Here is an 18236-nt window from a genome sequence, read left to right as displayed (position 1 = left end):
CGATGGGACGTCCCATCGCCGGACCCCGTGTTCAGTTCTCGCGCCAACAGCCCAAACGACGGGCCACCGGCTCGACGAGTTGCACGGTCTGCCGCGAGAGCACCTGGGCGCTGGTCAGCCTGAGCGGCACATAACCCCGCCGCAGCAACGACTGGTCGCGTCGACGATCGTTCTCCCAGGAGTCCCGGTCGCCGTGGTAGGCGTACCCGTCTGTTTCAATGACCAGGCGCCCCATGAGCAGGTCCACCTCGAAGCCGAGATCGGCGGCTACTTCTGGTTCCTGCCCGGCCTCCTGCAGGTCGTACCGAGCAATCGTCTCCAAGAGGGAACGAGCCCGAGGATCAGCCCGCCCCAGCAGGGATCTCAGGCGACCATTACGCGGGCCCATCAACCTGGTCAAAAGCATGGTCTTGTCAACCAGCCCGATTCGCAGAGCGGCATCCAGTGCGATCAGCGCATCGAGCTCGTCAGCGCAGCGCATCACCGTCAGCATGACGGACTCCGGATCGGCGACCGGCGGCTTCAGCGGGTCCTGCGGCGCCAGCCCCTCAATCCGGTGAACAACAACCCGCCCCACTCCCGACGGGGTATGGCTGCGCCCACGCCGAACAGCGACGTGAACAACAGTTGGCTCTCGGCGCAGGGGAATTCCGTAGTGCGCAAGCGCGTGCCCGCAAGTCAGCAAGCCACCGACGCGCCTGGCCGCGACCGTCGCCCGATCGGTCGACGGCAACGCGACTACCCCCTGGGGATAGGAAACGACCTTGCCTCCCTCAACCAGCCTCGCGAGGGCGCGCCAGTCGGAGCGGTCACGACACACACTTGCGCGCCGCGCGGCACCGCAGCGACTGAGGTCAGCCACGAGACGAGATTCTCTATCAACACGATCCACAATCAAATACTGTCAAACATAATCGTCAATACTCAACAGACAGACGTGGTCTGTGGAAAACCTGCACCGCCTGGCCCGTCTTCGGAGCAGCCGCCCGCCCGTCAGACGCTCCTGCCAACCCGCCCCATCCGCAGATACCGGCCCCGGTGTCACTGGATGCACCACATTCACGTTGCTTACGCTGTCCCCGGCCCCCAAGCCTGGAACCCAGGCGCAGAATCACGCCGATCGCCGTGACCCCAAGGACGCACCACACCCGAAAGTGGTGCATTCCATGACAGATCCGGGCCAATTAGGCTTGCCTGCGTGACTCAGCAGCGCCCCTCAGGCCCCTCCGACCGCCACATCGAGTACGTCTCCGGGCTGCCAGGCGCGGACACGGACTCCGCCGCAGTCGGCTCGGCACCGGCGGGCGGGCGCGGGCCGCGCGGCCCTATTCCGCATCAGCAGTCGCGCCCCGGCCCCGAGGACGACCTCCTGCTGGCGACGGGAGAGCCGGTGCGCCCAGCGTCCACCCGGGCCGGGCGCAGCAGCGCCGCATCCCCACGGCCCGGCGCGCCCAGGACGGGCTCTCCAGCCTCGGCACGCACGAGCGCACAAACCAGCCGCCGTACCTGGATGCCGAACCAGCACGGCGCGCACTACATGCTGCTGCTGCCTCCGATCATGGGCTGGGTCGTGGGCGGGTTCAGCTGGGTGAACCTGTTGTTCATCCCCGCCTGGCTGGGCGCCTACCTGACCTACTGGGCCTGGTCACAGTGGGCCCGCGCCCGCTCCCCGCGTCGGCGCGCACTGGCGCTGCCTCCGCTGGCGGTTTACACCAGCTGGACCGCTCTGCTTGGCATTGTGACGTTATCCGTGGCCCCATACCTGTTGCAGTGGGCGGTGCCGTTGGCGCCGTTGTGCGCAGTCGCCCTACGGGAGTCCTGGCGCGGCCGAGAGCGTTCACTCCTCTCGGGACTGGCTACCACGATCGCCGCCTCCCTCATCGCGGCAGTCACCTACTCGCTCGGAGTCGGCGGACGCGGAGGATTCCTAGGCACGGGACCCGACGCCACCAGCCTGCCCGGAGCCTCCCCCAACGGCGAGCTGACGGGATGGGCATGGATGTGGCTGGTGACCGCACTGACAGCGGCCTACTTCTGCGGGACGGTGCCTTACATCAAGTCGATGATCCGCGAGCGCTTCAACCGGCCGCTACTGGCGGGCACGGTCGCGTGGCACGCACTCGTCGCCGCCGGCACGGTGTGGCTCGCCAGTGGCGGCTGGCTGCCGTGGGCGCATGCCGCACTGTGGCTGGTGCTCGCTGTGCGCTCCCTGGTCGTGCCGCTATGGCAGTGGCATCTGGTGCGTGCCCGCCGAGCCCCGCTGCGTCCCCGGGTCATGGGCATCACCGAGATCGTTTTCTGCCTGTTGTTCCTGCTGACTATCGCCATTCACTGAAGGGCGCCATCCCCGCAGACGGCAGGGGCAACCTGGAACAGGACGTGGTGGTGCTGCCCGACTCCAGCCATCCCCACAAATGGCCGGAGCGGCCTGCACTATACGGGCCGTTAGGACCCATAACACCGCCATCCCCACGGACGGCCGGAGCTGCCCCATCGGTCCGGCGGGTCGCCTACATGCACGTTCGGGACCTGAACAACCCACCCTCCTCAGCGCGCACGCCAGGCGGCAGTGGCGGCCAGCACGCGGTCGTTCTCAGCAGGGGTGCCGATGGATACGCGCACACCTTCGCCGACGAAGGGGCGCACCAGGATCCCGGCAGCCCCGAAGTGCTCCGCGAGCGCGCTCGTCTCCTCCCCGACAGCCAGCCAGAAGAAGTTCCCCTGCGAGTCGGGCACGTCCCACCCCTGCTCGCGCAGCGCGGCCAGCACCCGGTCCCGTTCGGCCGCAACGGCTGCGGCGCGGCGGGCGGTCTCGCCCAACACCTCTGGCTCCAGGGCGGCGACCGCGGCGGCCTGCGCCGGCAGGTTCACGCCGAAGGGCGTCGCTACCGACCGGATAGCGGAGATGATGCCGGCCTCGCCCACGAGGTACCCCACACGCAGGCCGGCCAGAGCGTGCGCCTTGGAGAAGGTACGGCTGACCAGCAGGTTCGGGTGCTCCTCCAGCAGCGTGAGCGCATCCCCAACCGCGGAGTCGGTGACGAAGTCGAGGTAGGCCTCATCCACGATCACTAGCACTTGCTCAGGCACGCCCTCCACCAGCGCGGCAAGTTCATCCGCGGCCAGCGCCGGACCGGTGGGGTTATTGGGAGTGCAGGCGAGCAGGGCGCGCGTGCGGGGAGTAATGGCGGCGATCATGCCGGGTACGTCGTGTCGGCCGTCGGCCGTGAGCGGAACCTTGACGGCCCGCGCGCCGGCGACTGCGATGCAGATGGGGTAGGCCTCGAAGGAGCGCCACGGCAGGACCACGTCGTCACCCTCGTCGCAGACGCTGTCCAGGACGTGCTGGATGAGGGCGACCGACCCGTTGCCCACCACCACCTGCTCGGGCGCCACCGCGTGCCGCCTGGCAATCGCCTCCACCAGCGCGTCCCCCGCCATCTGCGGGTAGCGGTTGGCGCCACCCGCGGCTGCCGTCAGGGCGGTCAGCACACTGGCATGCGGCGGGTAGGGCAGCTCGTTGCTGGAGAGCTTGGCTACGTCCTTCCCGGTGGAACGGGCGCCGGGAACATATGCGGGCAGAGTCTGGACGGCGGAGCGGAGATGCACGGGGGTCATGCCCTCATCCTGGCACGCAGCGCAGGCCTGAGTGACCCGCATCCCGTTCCCGCCGGGACCCGGGTCTGGGAGTATGGACGCATGGACTTGATTGTTCGCACGCTCGGAAACGCGGGCGGCCTGTGGCTGGCGGTTGCGCTATTGCCAGGCATGGCCGTGCCGGGCACACCGAGCCTGACTCTGACCGTGGTCAACCTGCTGGTGGTGGGCCTGGTACTGGCGCTGGTGAACTCGCTGATAAAGCCCGTGGCCCGCGTGCTGGCCTTTCCCCTGTACGTGATGACCTTCGGGCTGTTCGCACTGGTGGTCAATGGGGCGATGCTCATGCTGACCAGCCGGATAACGGACGTACTGGCCGGCGTGAGCACCGGTGCGGAACTGACGCTGGGACTGCACGTGGCCACGTTCGGCACCGCGATCGTGGGCTCTCTGATCGTGTCGGTCGCCTCGGCGATAATCGTCGGCGTTCTGGGGCCGAGCGACCACCGAAACGGCCACTGAGGCAAGCACTGAAGTGAGCACTGAGGCGACCGCTGCCCGGGCCCTGCTCCTCGCCGCGCCGCACCTCACCCCTGCTTGCCGGCGCCCTGCGCCACCTGCTCCCAGGTGGTCTCAGGGCTGTCGCGCGTGATGTCGAAGATGATCTCGGTGGTCTTCGCCCCGTCCTCCCCGGCTCCGGTGATGCCTCCGAGCTCCTCGGTCCACTGGTCTATCTGCGGGTTTCCGTGCATGCCGTCGACGGCGTCGGCATAGATCTGCGGCGCGTGAGGGTACCCGTCCACGCCGGCCGCGTGGGTGTCGATGGTTACCACGGTGCGGGTGGGGGTGCGCGGGGTGGGCGCCGCATCGAGCGCGGGCACGGCGTCGCCGGTGTTCTCTAGGTGGATGGCGTTGACGCTTTCGGGCAGGTTCGCGCCCGCGGTCGGGCCCCCGGCGGTGAGCAGGTTGGTGATGTTGAACTGTTCGGCGACTGCCGAGTCGGCGGCGATGTTGGAGGCGGTTATCGCGCCCTGGGAGTGCCCGTACAGGCCGACCTTGTCGCCAGGGGCTATACCGGCCTCACGCATGGCGGTGACCACTGCGGTCTCCATGTCGGTCGGCCGCCCGGATACCGCCTGCAGGTTGGTCAGCAGGTCCTGCGGGTTGGTGTTGCCGCTGCCCCAGTCGGTGGTGCCGGGCACCACGACGAGCCAGGAGGTGGTTCCGTCGGCGTGGTCGGTGCGCAGGATGGAGACCACGCCGGAGGAGGTGTCCTCGTCGCGGCCCTTCATGTCGTCGGAGTAGCGGATGACCTCAGCGACCGTCCCCGGTTGCGGGCCGGTGCCCGACTGCGGCAGCGCTGCGGCTACCGCGGGAACGGCAGTCCCGAGCCCGAAGGGGTCGCGCACGCCGGGAGGGACCGTGACGGACTGTCCGCCGTGCGGGGTCACGGTCACGCCAGTGGGCTCCCCGTAGCGGTACGCCCCCGACTGCTCGGCACGCACGGCCAGGTAGTAGACCACGCGCTGCATGGGTGTCAGGGAAGCGGTGTCCACCATGCGGCTGCCGACGGGCACCTGGTCAGGCAGCATGGCAGAGATCGCGGGGTCCAGTTCCTCGGCTACCTGACCGATGTAGGTCTCGATGGACGCGGCCTCGAGGCCGGTCTTGGCCTGCTTCGCCCATATCGCCAGAGCCAGGAGGATCATGAGGTCGGTGTTGACCCAGTCATCGAGCATTGGGTCGCCCAGCAGCATTTCAAGGCCCTGGAGCGCATCATCCATGCCGTCGGGCAGGGCGGCGCCGTCCGCACTCAGCACCGCCAGTGCGCCTACGATTCCCGCCGCAATGACTGCATGAGACCCGCCTCCAAACTTGATCCCCAGGCGGGCGGTCTGCAGCATCAGGAGCCACCGACCCTTCATGCCCGACTCGGTGTCCGTGTAGGTGGCGGCGCTGAGGGTGACCGCAGTGGCGAGCGTACGCAGGCTGTCGGCGGCGTCGTCGAGGGAGCCGGCACCGCTGGTGAGTGACTGCAGGGCGGCGATGGCATTGGCGCGCTCTGTGGCGCACGAGTCGGACACCGGGGAGTAGCACTGCGCACCACCCGAGGTGATGGCCTCATGCGCCGAATTGAAGCCGAAGTTCCAGGAGCCGTTCGCGCCGATGTTCGGCTGGCTGTACATCATGACCCCGAAGCCGTCACAGCGCAGGTCCGTCAGGCACGCCAGTGCCAGGTCACGGGCATCCTCCAGCCAGTCGGCCGCGGTGCAGAGAGTGGTGGCGAAACTGGTGAGATCGTTGGTGTTCACCCCGTAGGTTCCGCCGCTGACGACGACGCCGGTGCCAGCGGGCATGCCGGACCAGGTCAGGGGGTAGGGCAGGGCGGCGTCCGTGGTGTAAGGGCCCGAACCGGGGGAGGTTCCCCCGCCGAGGACCGGGTCGCCGCTGCGGCACACCATATCGTCCTGGTCCCCGCCCGACGCGGTGGCACCGAAGGGAACCGATCCGGCGCCGGTGCCCTGCCCGAGGGGGCCGGAACCGACCGGAACACTGCTGGGGTCTGCGTAGCTCGCCAGTGGGGTGCGCAGATTCAACGACTTCAGCGCGTACTGGTCCGCGGCGGACACACCACTGGTGGTGTTTACGGTCATGATTAACCCTCCTCGCTCTCGGCGGCTTCCAGTAGGGTCATGGCGTTCTGGGCGTCGGTCATGAGGGCATCGAGCCCGCCTACGAGGGTGACTACTTCATCGAGGGTGGTCTGGCAGGCCGAGGCGGCGGAGCCGGTCCAGTCGGTCGGAACGGTGGCGGGAACCAAGGCGGTGCCAACCTCTGCCTTGTCCGCTGCGATTGAAAGAAGGAAGGAGGACATGGCCTCGACGGTAGAGTGACCGAGGCGGTGCCCGCAGGGTGGCTGTGAACGCGGCAGACGCACGGGCGTACGAACACTACCTGTGGGTTTTGCTGGCCGCCCGGGCGGGAGGCAGCACTAGGCCGTCGGACGCTCCAGGGGCGGGACGCAAAGGTGCGGGCGCTTGCTTCAGGCGGCGTCAACCAATTGCGCAGAGCGGCGGTCGTTGCGGACCGCCACGCGCAGGGCGATTGCGCCGACCGCGTCCGCACCCACCGCCAGCCCCAGCACCAACCACCAGGAGGGCGCGGCCGGGGTGAGGCCGCAGGCAACTGCGACGGCAACGCTCAGTGTGACGGCCGCGAGCGCAGCGACCACGCCGGTACGGCGCCGCCCGACCAGCTCCATGACGGTAACCAGGCCGACGCCCGCCACAAGCCCTCCGGCAGCAGCGGTAGCCGCTAGCAGCAGCGCCCGGTCGGTTCCGGCCAGTGCCAGGCCGGCCCACAGGGCGAGGCCTACGGCTGACAGCACCAGGTCGAGCACCGCCAGCAGTGCGCCCGTGCGGCCGCCGGGGCGCAGCTCCCCGGAGGCGGTCGCGGCCGAACCCCCGGCCGAGGACTGTGGCCCAGCGCCGACCGCGGCCGGCGCCCCGGATACTGCCCGCGGCCCGGCGGCATTACCGCCAATGGCCGATACGCCCGCCGTCGGCACTGCAAGTCCGCCGTGCCGCAGCGCAAGGTATCCGCCCAGCGCCACGCACGCCGCGGCCACCCACGGCAAGGGATGCGTCACCAGCTGCGGAATCGCCAGGACGACGGCCACGGCAACGAGCAGCGCGGGCGCGCCCGCTCGCAGCAAGGCGCGTGCCCGGGCGGCGATCGGCACCAGGTCGTTGATCCACTGGGGCACGTCCGCGGGACTCGGCTCGTACGAGGACCCGCGTGCAGGCTCGCTCATGCCGCCATCCTCCCCGCCGTCCGGCCGCTCGCACCCGCGCCACGCGGCGGCCAGGGGCAGGCAGTCGTTGGGCCGCCCGGACCATAGGCGCTCGACGGCGTCGTCGGCGGTCTCCGCGAGAATCCGGCGGATCTCGGTCCCGGGGAGTCCGGCGGCCGCACGCATCAATACGTGCATCTCGCTACTTGCCAGGTCGCCCGCGTTCAGCCGCCGTACTTGTTCGGACATGACCCCAATGCTAGGCCGCCGCGGCCGGCCAGCCCGTTAGCGGCTACAACCGGCTCGGGCGAACGCTGTCCGGCGTAGGAACCGGCAGCGAGCAGCTCACCCGCCTCTTGTACACTCCTGTACATGGTCGTCGACAAGGGGAACCTTACAGAGCTCTTCTCTGCTCTTCCCCGGCTCGAGGCGGGGCCCGGAATGTCGCAGATCGGCACGAACGAGCTAACAGCGCCATGAGGCGCCTCAAAGATCGTTGAAATCATGCGGTTATGAGGTGACTCCGGAACGTCGGATTCAGCGTTACTGCCGATCTCGGACAAAACCACCCCGAACGCTCAGGGGGTCCGCAGAGGCATCCTACTTTCGCGCTTGAGTCGACCCGGTTGAGACACCTGTCTCCGCCGCTGGCCACGCCTGGCAGAATCGGCGTCATGGTCGACCTCGCCACCGTCTCCCCCGCCATCGCCCTCGGCCCCCTCGACGGCCGCTACCGCGCCGTCACCGCACCACTGGTCAACTACCTGTCCGAGGCCGCCCTGAACCGGGCGCGCCTGCGCGTGGAGGTGGAGTGGCTCATCCACCTCACCGACCTCCGGGCACTGCCCGGCGCCCCCGTGCTGTCCGACGCCGAGAAGACCTACCTGCGCGGCGTCGTGGACGCCTTCGGCGCGGCGGACATCGCCGAGCTGGCCGAGATCGAGGCGGTCACCCGCCACGACGTCAAGGCCGTGGAGTACCTGCTCAAGCGGCGCCTCGACGCCGCCCCCGAGGCCCTGGGCACCACGGTGCTGCCCGAGGTGCACGAGATCGTCCACATCTTCTGCACCAGCGAGGACATCAACAACCTCGCCTACGCGCTGACCATCCGCGATGCCGTCGCACAGGTGTGGCTGCCCGCGGCCCGCGGGCTCGTGGACGACCTGGCCGCCATGGCCCGCGAGCACGCCGACGCGGCCATGCTCGCCCGCACCCACGGCCAGCCGGCCACCCCTACCACCCTCGGCAAGGAGCTGGCGGTGCTGGCCCACCGGCTGCGCCGCCAGGTCAAGCGGGTGGAGGGCGCCGAGTACCTGGGCAAGATCAACGGGGCCACCGGCACCTTCGGCGCGCACGTGGTCGCGGTGCCCGGCGCCGACTGGGAGGAGGTCGCACGCGCCTTCGTCGAGTCCCTGGGCCTGACCTGGAACCCGCTCACCACCCAGATCGAGTCCCACGACTGGCAGGCGGAGCTGTACGCCGACGTAGCCCGCTTCAACCGGATCGCCCACAACCTCGCCACCGACGCCTGGGCCTACATCTCGCTGGGCTACTTCCACCAGCGCCTGAGCGCGCAGGGCTCCACCGGCTCCTCCACGATGCCGCACAAGGTCAACCCGATCCGCTTCGAGAACGGGGAGGCGAACCTGGAGATCTCCTGCTCCCTGCTGGACACGCTCGCCGCCACCCTAGTCACCTCCCGGCTGCAGCGCGACCTGACAGACTCCACCACCCAGCGCAACGTAGGCGTGGCCTTCGGCCACTCGCTGCTGGCGATCGACAACATTCGCCGCGGCCTGGCCGGGCTGGACGTCGACCACGCCCGCCTGGCGGAGGACCTTGACGCCACCTGGGAGGTCCTGGGCGAGCCGGTGCAGCAGGCCATGCGCGCGGCGTCGGTGGCCGGGGCCACCGGCATGGCCGACCCCTACGAGCGGCTCAAGGAGCTCACGCGCGGCAAGCGGGTCACGGCCGCCTCCATGCGGGACTTCATCGCGGGCCTGGGCATGCCCGCCGAGGTCGAGGCGCGGCTGCTGGCGCTGACGCCCGCCACCTACACGGGCCTGGCCGCCCACCTGGTCCGGCACCTGGACGCCTGATCGCGGCCTCCCCCGAGTCGCTCCGGGAGACGCGCTCCCGCGACGCCTCACATGTTGGAGAAGATGATCAGAAGCAGGAAGGCGATCGCCCACCAGATCCCGGCGGGCACGAAACCGCCGCTGCCCTCAGTGTCATCGGTCTGTCCTTTCCGGCGGGAGGTCGGTGGGACGTCCCGCGATGGAGCCTGCACGTACGGGCCCTGCCCCGGTACACGCGGCTGCGGCAGGCCGTGGGCGGAGGCGGATTGCGCGGCTGGCCGTAGTGGCTGCGCCTGCCCGGACGCGTAGGGGTCCGGGGCGGGAGGGCGGGGCACGGGCGTGGAGGCCATTCCGGCGCTCCGGCTGGTGGGGGCGCCGCCGGCCACCACAGCGGCCGACCGCATCCGCGGCGCTGCGCCGTATCCGGCCGCGGATCGTGATGGCGCTCCGGGGGTCGGCACCGGTCCCCCGCCTGGAGTCGGCACGCCTGCGGCCACCGCTGGCCGCAGCCCGTAGCCCGGAGTACTCCGCGAGGAGGGCTGCACCGGCGGCCGGGTAGCGGGCTGGGGGTATCCGGGATGCTGCGGTGCGGGCCGCTGCTGTGCGCTGCTGCCGGGTGGGGCGACCGCAGCGGGATGCGAGGCGGGGGGCACCTGGGCGGGGCGCGGTCTGGCATCGTCGGCGCCGGCGGAGGGCGTGGCGTCGAGCACTGAAACATCGAATATGGGCGAGCCCATGAGGGGGTCGCCCAGGACGCTGCCGAAGGGAGCGTCATCGAAGCCGATGTCAGCCGGCTCCCAGCCGATCGGGGCCCAGGACGTGTCGGACGTGTCGGCGGCGCTCATTTCCGCGGGTGCACGCTGCTCGCTCATGTGACCAGCATCCCACAGTTGGCGCAGCGAGGCCCAGTTACCCTTCCCGCCCGCATTCCCCTCCTGACGTGAGCCTCGATACGGGGAACCACCCGCATCGCTGTCACTGAATGCACCACTTTCGCCACCACACCCGCGAGCCCATCGGCGAAAATCGCATGATGACGCGGATCGCAGTGATGACGCTGCTGCGAGGCGGATGAAAGTGGTGCATTTTGTGACACCACGCAAGAGACAACTCCGGGTCTCGCCGCCTCCCCCACTGAATATCGCCGCAGGTAGCCAGATTTCAGACATCGGGTACCAGCCGCCGAATCCGCCGCCTTCCCCGATGCTTTGCACCCCGTTCCGAGCCTTTTCCCTCCGGCGTGCGGCAGACTCCCGTGCACCAGGACGCGAAGGGGGAAGGAAGGGGGACGCAGTAAGCGTTGGTGGCGAGCCCGCGCCGCCCGCCGCACCGAGTCCCCTGCCCTGCCGCTCCTGCCCTGCGGCATTACAACCCCTACCCCCTAGGGGTATTGTGACGGTTGTCGGTCGCTTCAGATCGGCCGACACCACGTGCACCATGTACGGGCAGGAGGAGCGATGGCCGGATACACGGGAACCAAGGAGGACTACCTCAAGCGACTCAGTCGCATTGAGGGACAGGTGCGCGGCATCTCGCGCATGGTCCAGGAGGACGCCTACTGCATCGACGTACTCACTCAGGTTTCCGCCGTCACCAAGGCACTCCAGGCCGTCAGCCTCGGCCTGCTCGAGGACCACATGAACCACTGCGTGCTGCACGCGGCACAGTCCTCCGACGAGGAGGGCCGCGCCAAGATCCGCGAGGCCTCCGACGCGATCGCCCGCCTGGTCAAGTCCTGACCGCACGGCGGGCGGCGCCCGCCGGCACCGGCATTCGCCGCTCGCAAACCAGACCCAAACCCACACACCGAGATCAAGGAGCCCATCATGTCCGAGTTCACCGCCGACGGCGTCGACCGCACCACCACCCTGAGGATCTCCGGGATGACCTGCGACCACTGCGTCGCCCACGTCACCGAGGAGCTGGAGGCCCTCGACGGCGTCAAGAATGTCTCCGTCATCCTCAATAAGGGCGGGCAGTCCGTGGCCACGGTCGTCTCCGATGTGGTCCTGTCGGATGCCGCCCTGGCCGAGGCCATCGACGAGGCCGGCGACTACACCCTCGACGCGATCGAGCGCGACGCCGCCTGAGCTCACACTGGAGGCCGATCAACACATGTCTGAGCCGACTCACACCGCCACCACCGACGCCGCCCCCAGCTCGACGCCGGTGGCCACCGTCGACCTCGCGGTCGGGGGGATGACCTGCGCCTCCTGCGTGGCGCGCGTGGAGAAGAAGCTGGGCAAGCTCGACGGTGTCAAGGCCTCCGTCAACCTCGCCACCGAGTCCGCCAGGGTCACGCTGAGCGCACCGGTGAGCAATGAGGAACTGATCAATGCGGTGGCGCGAGCCGGCTACACGGCCACCGTCACCGGCCGCACCGACCTGGCGCCGACCGACGGCGATTCCGGTTCCGCAGCGCCCCGACCCGATGCCGGATCCGGGTCGGCTCCGGCATCCCCCTCCCCCGATGCGGCAGCGGCGACCGACGCGGAAACACACTCTTCCACCGCAGTCTCATCCGGCGCGTCCGCCGGCTCCGAGTCCGCACCGGCGCCGGCCGGGGCAGACGCAAGCTCACCGGCTCCGGTGCTCGGCCAGTCCCAGGCCGAAAGGGCCGCCTACCTGCGCACCCGCCTGGTCGTCTGCCTGGTGCTGTCGATCCCCGTGATGGCGCTTTCGATGATTCCCGCGCTGCAGTTCACCGGGTGGCAGTGGGTGGTGGCGGCGCTGGCCCTGCCGGTGGCCACCTGGGGTGCCTGGCCCTTCCACCGCTCCGCTCTCCGGGCGCTGCGCCACGGAGCCTCCACCATGGACACGCTCGTGTCCCTGGGCGTGATCGCCGCGACCGGCTGGAGCCTGTGGGCGTTGATCTTCGGCGGCGCCGGCCAGCTGGGGGCGCATATGAGCATGGAGCTGCTCCCGCGCGCCCAGGGGCATCAGGTGCACATGTACTTCGAGTCCGCCGCCTGGGTGACCACCTTCCTGTTGGCGGGCCGCTACGCGGAGGCGCGCGCCCGCTACCGCTCAGGCGATGCCCTGCGCGCCCTGCTTCAGCTCGGAGCCACCTCGGCCACCCGGGTCACGCTGACCGCCCCCTCCGGCTCCACCGACGCCGTCGACGTGCTCGACGACGACGGCGCCCCTCTCCCCGAGGCCGCCCGCACCGAGGAGACGGTGGCGATCGACGCCCTGGCCGCCGGCGACCTGTTCGTGGTGCGTCCGGGCGAGAAGATCGCCACCGACGGCGTGGTGATCGAGGGCCGCTCCGCGGTGGACGCCTCCATGCTCACCGGTGAGTCGGTGCCGGTGGAGACCGGTCCCGGCGACGCCGTTACCGGCGGCTGCATTAACACCTCCGGTGTGCTGCTGGTGCGGGCGACGGCGGTCGGCGCGGGGACCACGCTGGCGCGCATCGGCGCCATGGTCACCGAGGCGCAGGCCGGCAAGGCAGCGGTGCAGCGGCTGGCCGACCGCATCTCCGGGGTGTTCGTGCCGGCGGTGATCGTGCTGGCGCTGGCCACGGCGGCGGTGTGGCTGGCGCTGGGGCACCCGGCGCAGCCCGCGTTCATGGCGGCCGTATCCGTGCTGGTGATCGCGTGCCCCTGCGCACTGGGGCTGGCGACGCCGACGGCGCTGCTGGTCGGCTCCGGGCGCGCCGCCCAGCTCGGCGTTGTCATCAAGGGCCCGGAGGTGCTGGAGTCCACCCGCACCCTGGACACGATCGTGCTGGACAAGACCGGCACCGTCACCGAGGGCCGCATGCGCCTGGACGCCGACGGGATCGTCACCTGGGACGCCGAGGGTGACGGCGGGGTGGAAGCAGCGGAGGACTCCGCATCCCCAGCACCCGGCGCCGAGGGGGTCGGACCGGACTCAGCCGGGGCGGGGGAGCCGCTCGAAGGCGTGGTGGGGCTGGCGGGAGCGATCCGAGGTACGAGGATCGCGGGTGGTAGCCGAGAGGGGCTTCACCGCCCCGGCCCCGAAAGCACGCGGTTGCAGGCCCTCGCCCTGGCCGGGAGTGTGGAGGCGGCCAGCGAGCACCCGGTGGCCCGGGCAATCACCGAGGCCGCCAAGGAACGGCTCGAGCAGGTGCCGGCGGTGCGGGACTTCTCCAACCACGAGGGGCGGGGAGTGTCCGGCACGGTGACGCTGGACGGCGCCGCCTACCAGGTCCGGGTGGGCCGACCGGCCTGGCTGGCGGAGCAGGGGGTGGACCTTCCCGCACAGGCAACCGGCGCCGTCGCCGCCGCGCAGGAGTCCGGGGCGACCGCCGTGGTACTCGCCGTGGACGGCGTCGCCCGGGCGGTGCTGGCAGTGCGGGACACGGTGCGTCCCTCCTCCCGGGAGGCGGTTGCCGCACTGCGCGAGCTGGGGGTGCGCCCGGTGCTGCTGACCGGCGACAACCGGCGGACCGCGGACCGGGTGGCCCGGGAGGTCGGCATCGACGCCGCAGACGTGCGCGCCGAGGTGCTGCCGGGCGACAAGCGCGACGTGATCGCCGGTCTGCAAGGCGAGGGCCACGTGGTGGGCATGGTCGGCGATGGCGTCAACGACGCCGCGGCCCTGGCTCAGGCGGGCACGCGCGGGCTGGGTTTTGCCATGGGGTCGGGCACGGACGTGGCCATTGAGGCCGCGGACATCACGCTGGTGCGCGCTGACCTGGATGCCGTGGTGACGGCCATCCGCATCAGCCGGGACACGCTGCGGATCATCAAGCAGAACCTGTTCTGGGCCTTCGCCTACAACGTGGCCGCGATTCCGCTGGCCGCGGCCGGAATGCTCAACCCGATGATCGCCGGCGCCGCCATGGCCGCCTCCAGCGTCATCGTGGTCACCAACTCCCTGCGCCTGCGCAGGGCCGGAAAGTAGCTGCCGGGAAGCAGTCGACGCGGGACGCGCCGAGGTCGGTTCGCTTCGGCATCTCACGTCCAGCGCATCAGCTTGGTGGCGGCCCAAAACAGCGCCGCCCCGACGACGCCAGTGACGCCGATCCCGATCAGCGCGTCACTCAGCTCGGCCACGCCCGTCAGCGGCCAGCGCAACGCGTCGAGCAGGTAGGTCAGCGGCAGGAAGTTGGCGAGCGTATGCATCCATCCCGGCAGAATCTCCAACGGCAGCAGCGCGCCGGAGGCGAAACCCATAGGCAGGACCACAATCATCACCGCCAGGGAGACTGCGGTGACGGTGGGCAGCACCAGGCCGAAGAGCATGCCCAGGGAGTAGAAGAGTAAAGTCCCCAGGAACACTGGCACCACGGTTAGGATTGCCCATGGCGACAGCGTGACACCGACCGTCGGCACAAACCCGGTGAGCACGATGAGCACCGCCTGCACGAGTGCGGAGACGACGGCGACGGCCAGCGCCGAGGCGAGGATTGAGCTCACGGGCATTGGCGCACTGCGCAGGACACGTCCGACTCCCTTCTCCCGCCACTCGCCAATAGTTGTGGCGCCGGCGAACATGCCAACAAATGCCACTCCAAAGCCCATGACGTTGGGACTGATGAAGTCAACGATGTCATGGCCGTCCACCCCTGGTTGGTCACCCATGGTCAAGGCAAGGACAACCAGCAGTGCCGGAGGGAATGCATATGAGAAGAGCATGGTGGCCGGATCGCGCAAACTGGTGCGCGCCAGGGAAACTGTTAGGGCTTTGACGGGGCTCATGACTCGTACTTCTTCCCTGTGAGCTCCATGAACGCGTCCTCGAGGGTCGGGCTGTGCACCTGCGCGCCTGCGGTCGGCACATCCGCCGCGCCAAGGGCCGCAAACACCTCACCCACGTCACGCACGTGAATCACCAACCCGCCCGCACTCACGGTCGCAGCTGTCACCACATCCAGGCCGGTCACTACATCCAAATACGGCGCCGCCCCGGGCAGCAGCACCGAGGCATCACTACCCGCACCGGCAACCAGAGCAGACGGAGATGCCGTCGTCACCACCCGGCCACCATCAAGAATGGTGACCACATCGCACAGGCGCTCGGCTTCCTCCAGATGGTGAGTCGTATACACCACCGTCGTGCCCTCCTCACGCGCCGATGCCAGCAAGCCCACCAGGTCATGACGAGCCGTCGCATCCAGAGCCGCCGTCGGCTCATCCAAGAACAACACCTCCGGCCGATGCACCATCGCCGAGGCCACCGCCAATTTCTGCCGCTCACTACCAGAGGCCCGCTCCACACGCGAGTTGCGCACGTGTCCCAGATCCATGGCCTCAATGAGTTGCTCAGCCCGTGCTTGTGAGGCGCCAAATATCGCGGCGATGGCGGAAAGGTGCTCCCACACCGTGGCACGAGAAAAGAAGGCCGTGGCCTGCGGCTGAATCCCCACCCGCACTAGCAGACGCGGATCACGCGGCAACGGTGCCCGACCCAGCAGCTCCACACTGCCCGCCTGAGCACGGCGCGCACCCTGGATGATCTCAACCAGCGTCGTCTTACCAGCACCATTGGGACCGATCACACCATGGAACGACCCCCGCTCCACCACCAGATCCACGTCCCGCAGCACCTGGTGTCCCGCATATGAACGGCACACGCCGAGAACAACCACCGGCTGCACAACAGTCCCCTTTCACGTTCAAGCCTTCGATGGCTCGACCATGACACAGCGGCGGGACTCGGCTGTTCCGGCTTCCCGCCACAACCTCTCCTACCTTGGTAGGAGGCTCATGATGTGGGCTAGTCTGTGCGCAGTCTTGAAAGGCCACCCATGTTCGCCCTGCCTCACCCAGCACTCAACGTCGCGCCGAGTCGACTTCGTGCTGCGTGGCGCGCCCACCGTGAACTCAGCGTCTTCACGGCCTTCAGCCTGGCCTTCTCCGCGTTGCCGGTGCTGTTCCAGTGGTTCACTCTCACCGATACGGTGGGTTTGGTGGTGCCGTGGGCGCTGCTGCTGATCCCCCGCATTCCCTGGACCGCCACCACCATCCTGGCAGCGGGTACAGCTTACGGGCTCGTAGACGCTAGGGGACCCGGATTGGTGCTGGCCGGATGGTTCGCCGTGTACGCCCTCGTTCGTCGGGGCGGTTATCGGCAGGCCGTTGTGATTGTGGTGGCCATGGCGGCCGGAAACCTCCTAGCCTGGCAGGCGGGAACGGAGATGAATGACCTGTTCATCAGCCAGGTGTTGTGGATTGCCATCTGTATGGGTGTCGCCGCTCCTCTGCGGCTTGCTGACGCCAACGTCTCCCGGGCCCAGGCCGCTCACGCCCAAGCCCTGCGCGAGCAGCGCGCCCTCATCGCCCGCGAACTCCACGACACCCTCGCCCGCGCCAACACCCAAATCGTCCTGCGCGCCCAACAAGCACAAGCCCACCTCCACAACCCCAACCACACCGACCAGATCAACACCGCCCTAGACGACATCATCACCACCGGCCACCAATCGGTCCTCGACCTGCGCACCATGCTGCGCCTCCTGAGACAAGACACCAACACCCCACTAGACCCCGCACCCCCCACACCCGACCTAACCACCACCCTCACCCAAGCCCGCCACAACCTCCACCAAGCCGGCCTCCACGCCACCGTCACCCACCAAGGAGACACCACCCGACTCACCCCCACCCTGACCACCACCCTGACCCGCATCCTGGACGAATGCGTCGCCAACATGATCAAACACGCCGCCCCCGACGCCCAATGCACCATCCAACTCAACATCACCGACACCACCGCCGAGCTCCACGCCATCAACCCCCTGGCCGACACCCGACACACAACCCCCGCCACCTCATCCAAACTCGGCATCCTCGGCATCCAGGAACGCACCCACGCCCTCGGAGGAACCACCACCACCAAACACACCAACCACCAATGGATCCTCCACACCACCCTCCCCCTCACACCCAACAACGAAAAGGGCAAACCATGAACCAAAACATCCAGCCCAGTCCGATCCGCGTCGCCATCGTGGACGACGACGCCATCGTGCTCGACTCGCTATCCATGCTCCTCGGTCAGGAAAAAGGCATCGAAATAGTGGCCACCGCCGCCAATGGCGCCGAGGCGGTTGATCTTGTCCACGACCACATGGTGGACGTCGTACTCATGGATATCCAGATGCCGGTTCTGGATGGCATTGGAGCAACCTCGCGGATCCTCGCCGCCGGGGGCAGCACTCGGGTACTCCTACTGACCACCTTCGATGACGATACCTTCCTCGATGGAGGAATCGCCGCCGGCGCTTCGGGCTTCCTTCTCAAGACCACGCCTGCCGCCGAGATCGCGGCGGCAATTCGGACCGTCCACGGGGGCGGTAAGGTCCTCTCGCCCGGACCCACCAGCCGCGTCTTGGAACGCTACGTGCGCGGCCAGCGCCCCAGTACCGGTTCCACCGCGGAACTCGATCTATCGGGGCGAGAGCGGGAAGTGCTTCGGCTTCTGTGTCAGGCACGCACCAACCGCCAGATTGCACGCCAGATGAACGTTGCGGAGACCACCGTCAAAACTCACGTTTCCTCGCTTATGCGCAAGATGGGGGTGGGTAGCCGACTGGAGATCGTCACCGAGGCGTACAAGCGGGGCATCGGCGGCTAGTCACCCCTCCTCATTATGTCTCGTCGGGCTCCCTCAAAAGGAGGAATCGAACGGGGACTCAATGATGAGCAGGCCACACAGCTGTGTAGGACAAGATGCGACTATCCCACCGGATCCACAACCGATAGGAAGTCACCGCACATGTGAGCGTTTCTCATCAGGGTTGAGGGGGTGCGGGTTGGGATCGTTGGGATGGTGCGGGAAGGTGGGTGTGTCGTTGG

The 18236-nt window shown here is 68.8% G+C and carries 16 protein-coding genes; 8 read left to right on the top strand and 8 right to left on the bottom strand.

What is annotated here, in order from left to right; all coding sequences use genetic code 11:
* Positions 1-31 precede the first annotated feature (31 nt).
* Positions 32-577, bottom strand: coding sequence for a hypothetical protein (locus GZ997_RS12625; protein WP_238994238.1), 546 nt, complete (start codon positions 575-577; stop codon positions 32-34).
* Between the two features lie 621 nt (positions 578-1198).
* Here GZ997_RS12625 and GZ997_RS03800 point away from each other — a divergent pair.
* Positions 1199-2335, top strand: a complete 1137-nt coding sequence (locus GZ997_RS03800; protein ID WP_343212263.1) for a YwiC-like family protein — start codon at positions 1199-1201, stop codon at positions 2333-2335.
* A 212-nt stretch (positions 2336-2547) separates the two neighbouring features.
* On the opposite strand, the gene hisC is transcribed toward GZ997_RS03800, so the two are convergent.
* Positions 2548-3618 (bottom strand): histidinol-phosphate transaminase, encoded by a 1071-nt coding sequence (gene hisC, locus GZ997_RS03795; RefSeq protein ID WP_203233961.1) that lies wholly within the window; start codon positions 3616-3618, stop codon positions 2548-2550.
* An 81-nt stretch (positions 3619-3699) separates the two neighbouring features.
* Here hisC and GZ997_RS03790 point away from each other — a divergent pair, with 81 nt between their 5' ends.
* Entirely contained in the window at positions 3700-4119 is a 420-nt protein-coding gene (locus GZ997_RS03790) for a phage holin family protein (RefSeq protein ID WP_161923271.1), read from the top strand.
* 65 nt (positions 4120-4184) lie between these two features.
* On the opposite strand, the gene GZ997_RS03785 is transcribed toward GZ997_RS03790, so the two are convergent.
* From GZ997_RS03785 to GZ997_RS03775, 3 genes are all read right to left on the bottom strand, one after another.
* Entirely contained in the window at positions 4185-6251 is a 2067-nt protein-coding gene (locus tag GZ997_RS03785) for a hypothetical protein (protein ID WP_162678919.1), read from the bottom strand.
* Positions 6252-6253: 2 nt separating this feature from the next.
* Positions 6254-6472, bottom strand: a complete 219-nt coding sequence (locus GZ997_RS03780; RefSeq protein WP_203233960.1) for a hypothetical protein — start codon at positions 6470-6472, stop codon at positions 6254-6256.
* Positions 6473-6640: 168 nt separating this feature from the next.
* A complete protein-coding gene (locus GZ997_RS03775) occupies positions 6641-7639 on the bottom strand; it encodes a hypothetical protein (RefSeq protein WP_162678918.1) in 999 nt (332 codons plus the stop codon).
* Positions 7640-8064: 425 nt separating this feature from the next.
* On the opposite strand from GZ997_RS03775, the gene purB reads away from it, so the two are divergent.
* A complete protein-coding gene (purB, locus tag GZ997_RS03770) occupies positions 8065-9489 on the top strand; it encodes an adenylosuccinate lyase (protein WP_162678917.1) in 1425 nt (474 codons plus the stop codon).
* Positions 9490-9536: 47 nt separating this feature from the next.
* Here purB and GZ997_RS03765 read toward each other — a convergent pair whose 3' ends face one another.
* Positions 9537-10340: a hypothetical protein gene (locus GZ997_RS03765; RefSeq protein ID WP_162678916.1), complete on the bottom strand. Its 804-nt coding sequence runs from the start codon at positions 10338-10340 to the stop codon at positions 9537-9539.
* 585 nt (positions 10341-10925) lie between these two features.
* On the opposite strand from GZ997_RS03765, the gene GZ997_RS03760 reads away from it, so the two are divergent.
* The 3 genes from GZ997_RS03760 to GZ997_RS03750 all read left to right on the top strand — a co-directional run bounded on the left by GZ997_RS03760 (position 10926) and on the right by GZ997_RS03750 (position 14340).
* Positions 10926-11207 carry a metal-sensitive transcriptional regulator gene (locus GZ997_RS03760; RefSeq protein ID WP_108965358.1) on the top strand — a complete coding sequence of 94 codons (282 nt, stop codon included), beginning with the start codon at positions 10926-10928 and terminating at the stop codon, positions 11205-11207.
* An 87-nt stretch (positions 11208-11294) separates the two neighbouring features.
* Complete coding sequence (locus tag GZ997_RS03755; protein WP_161923266.1) at positions 11295-11558, top strand: heavy-metal-associated domain-containing protein; 264 nt, start codon at positions 11295-11297, stop codon at positions 11556-11558.
* Positions 11559-11583: 25 nt separating this feature from the next.
* The gene (locus GZ997_RS03750) at positions 11584-14340 is read left to right on the top strand and encodes a heavy metal translocating P-type ATPase (RefSeq protein ID WP_162678915.1); all 2757 of its coding nucleotides are present in this window, start codon (positions 11584-11586) and stop codon (positions 14338-14340) included.
* Between the two features lie 53 nt (positions 14341-14393).
* On the opposite strand, the gene GZ997_RS03745 is transcribed toward GZ997_RS03750, so the two are convergent.
* Together GZ997_RS03745 and GZ997_RS03740 are read right to left on the bottom strand one after the other, a co-directional pair.
* Positions 14394-15137: an ABC transporter permease gene (locus GZ997_RS03745; protein WP_162678914.1), complete on the bottom strand. Its 744-nt coding sequence runs from the start codon at positions 15135-15137 to the stop codon at positions 14394-14396.
* Positions 15134-16036, bottom strand: coding sequence for an ABC transporter ATP-binding protein (locus GZ997_RS03740; RefSeq protein WP_161923263.1), 903 nt, complete (start codon positions 16034-16036; stop codon positions 15134-15136). The genes GZ997_RS03745 and GZ997_RS03740 overlap by 4 nt, the downstream gene beginning before the upstream one ends.
* 150 nt (positions 16037-16186) lie before the next feature.
* On the opposite strand from GZ997_RS03740, the gene GZ997_RS03735 reads away from it, so the two are divergent.
* Entirely contained in the window at positions 16187-17350 is a 1164-nt protein-coding gene (locus GZ997_RS03735) for a histidine kinase (protein ID WP_162678913.1), read from the top strand.
* Complete coding sequence (locus tag GZ997_RS03730; protein ID WP_162678912.1) at positions 17347-18015, top strand: response regulator transcription factor; 669 nt, start codon at positions 17347-17349, stop codon at positions 18013-18015. Before GZ997_RS03735 ends, GZ997_RS03730 begins: the two co-directional genes overlap by 4 nt.
* The last annotated feature ends 221 nt before the right edge of the window (positions 18016-18236 follow it).

Source organism: Actinomyces sp. 565 (assembly GCF_010365615.1).
Lineage (GTDB): Bacteria > Actinomycetota > Actinomycetes > Actinomycetales > Actinomycetaceae > Actinomyces.
Note: the sequence above shows the minus strand (reverse complement) of the source record. Positions and strands in the feature narration are given on the sequence as shown.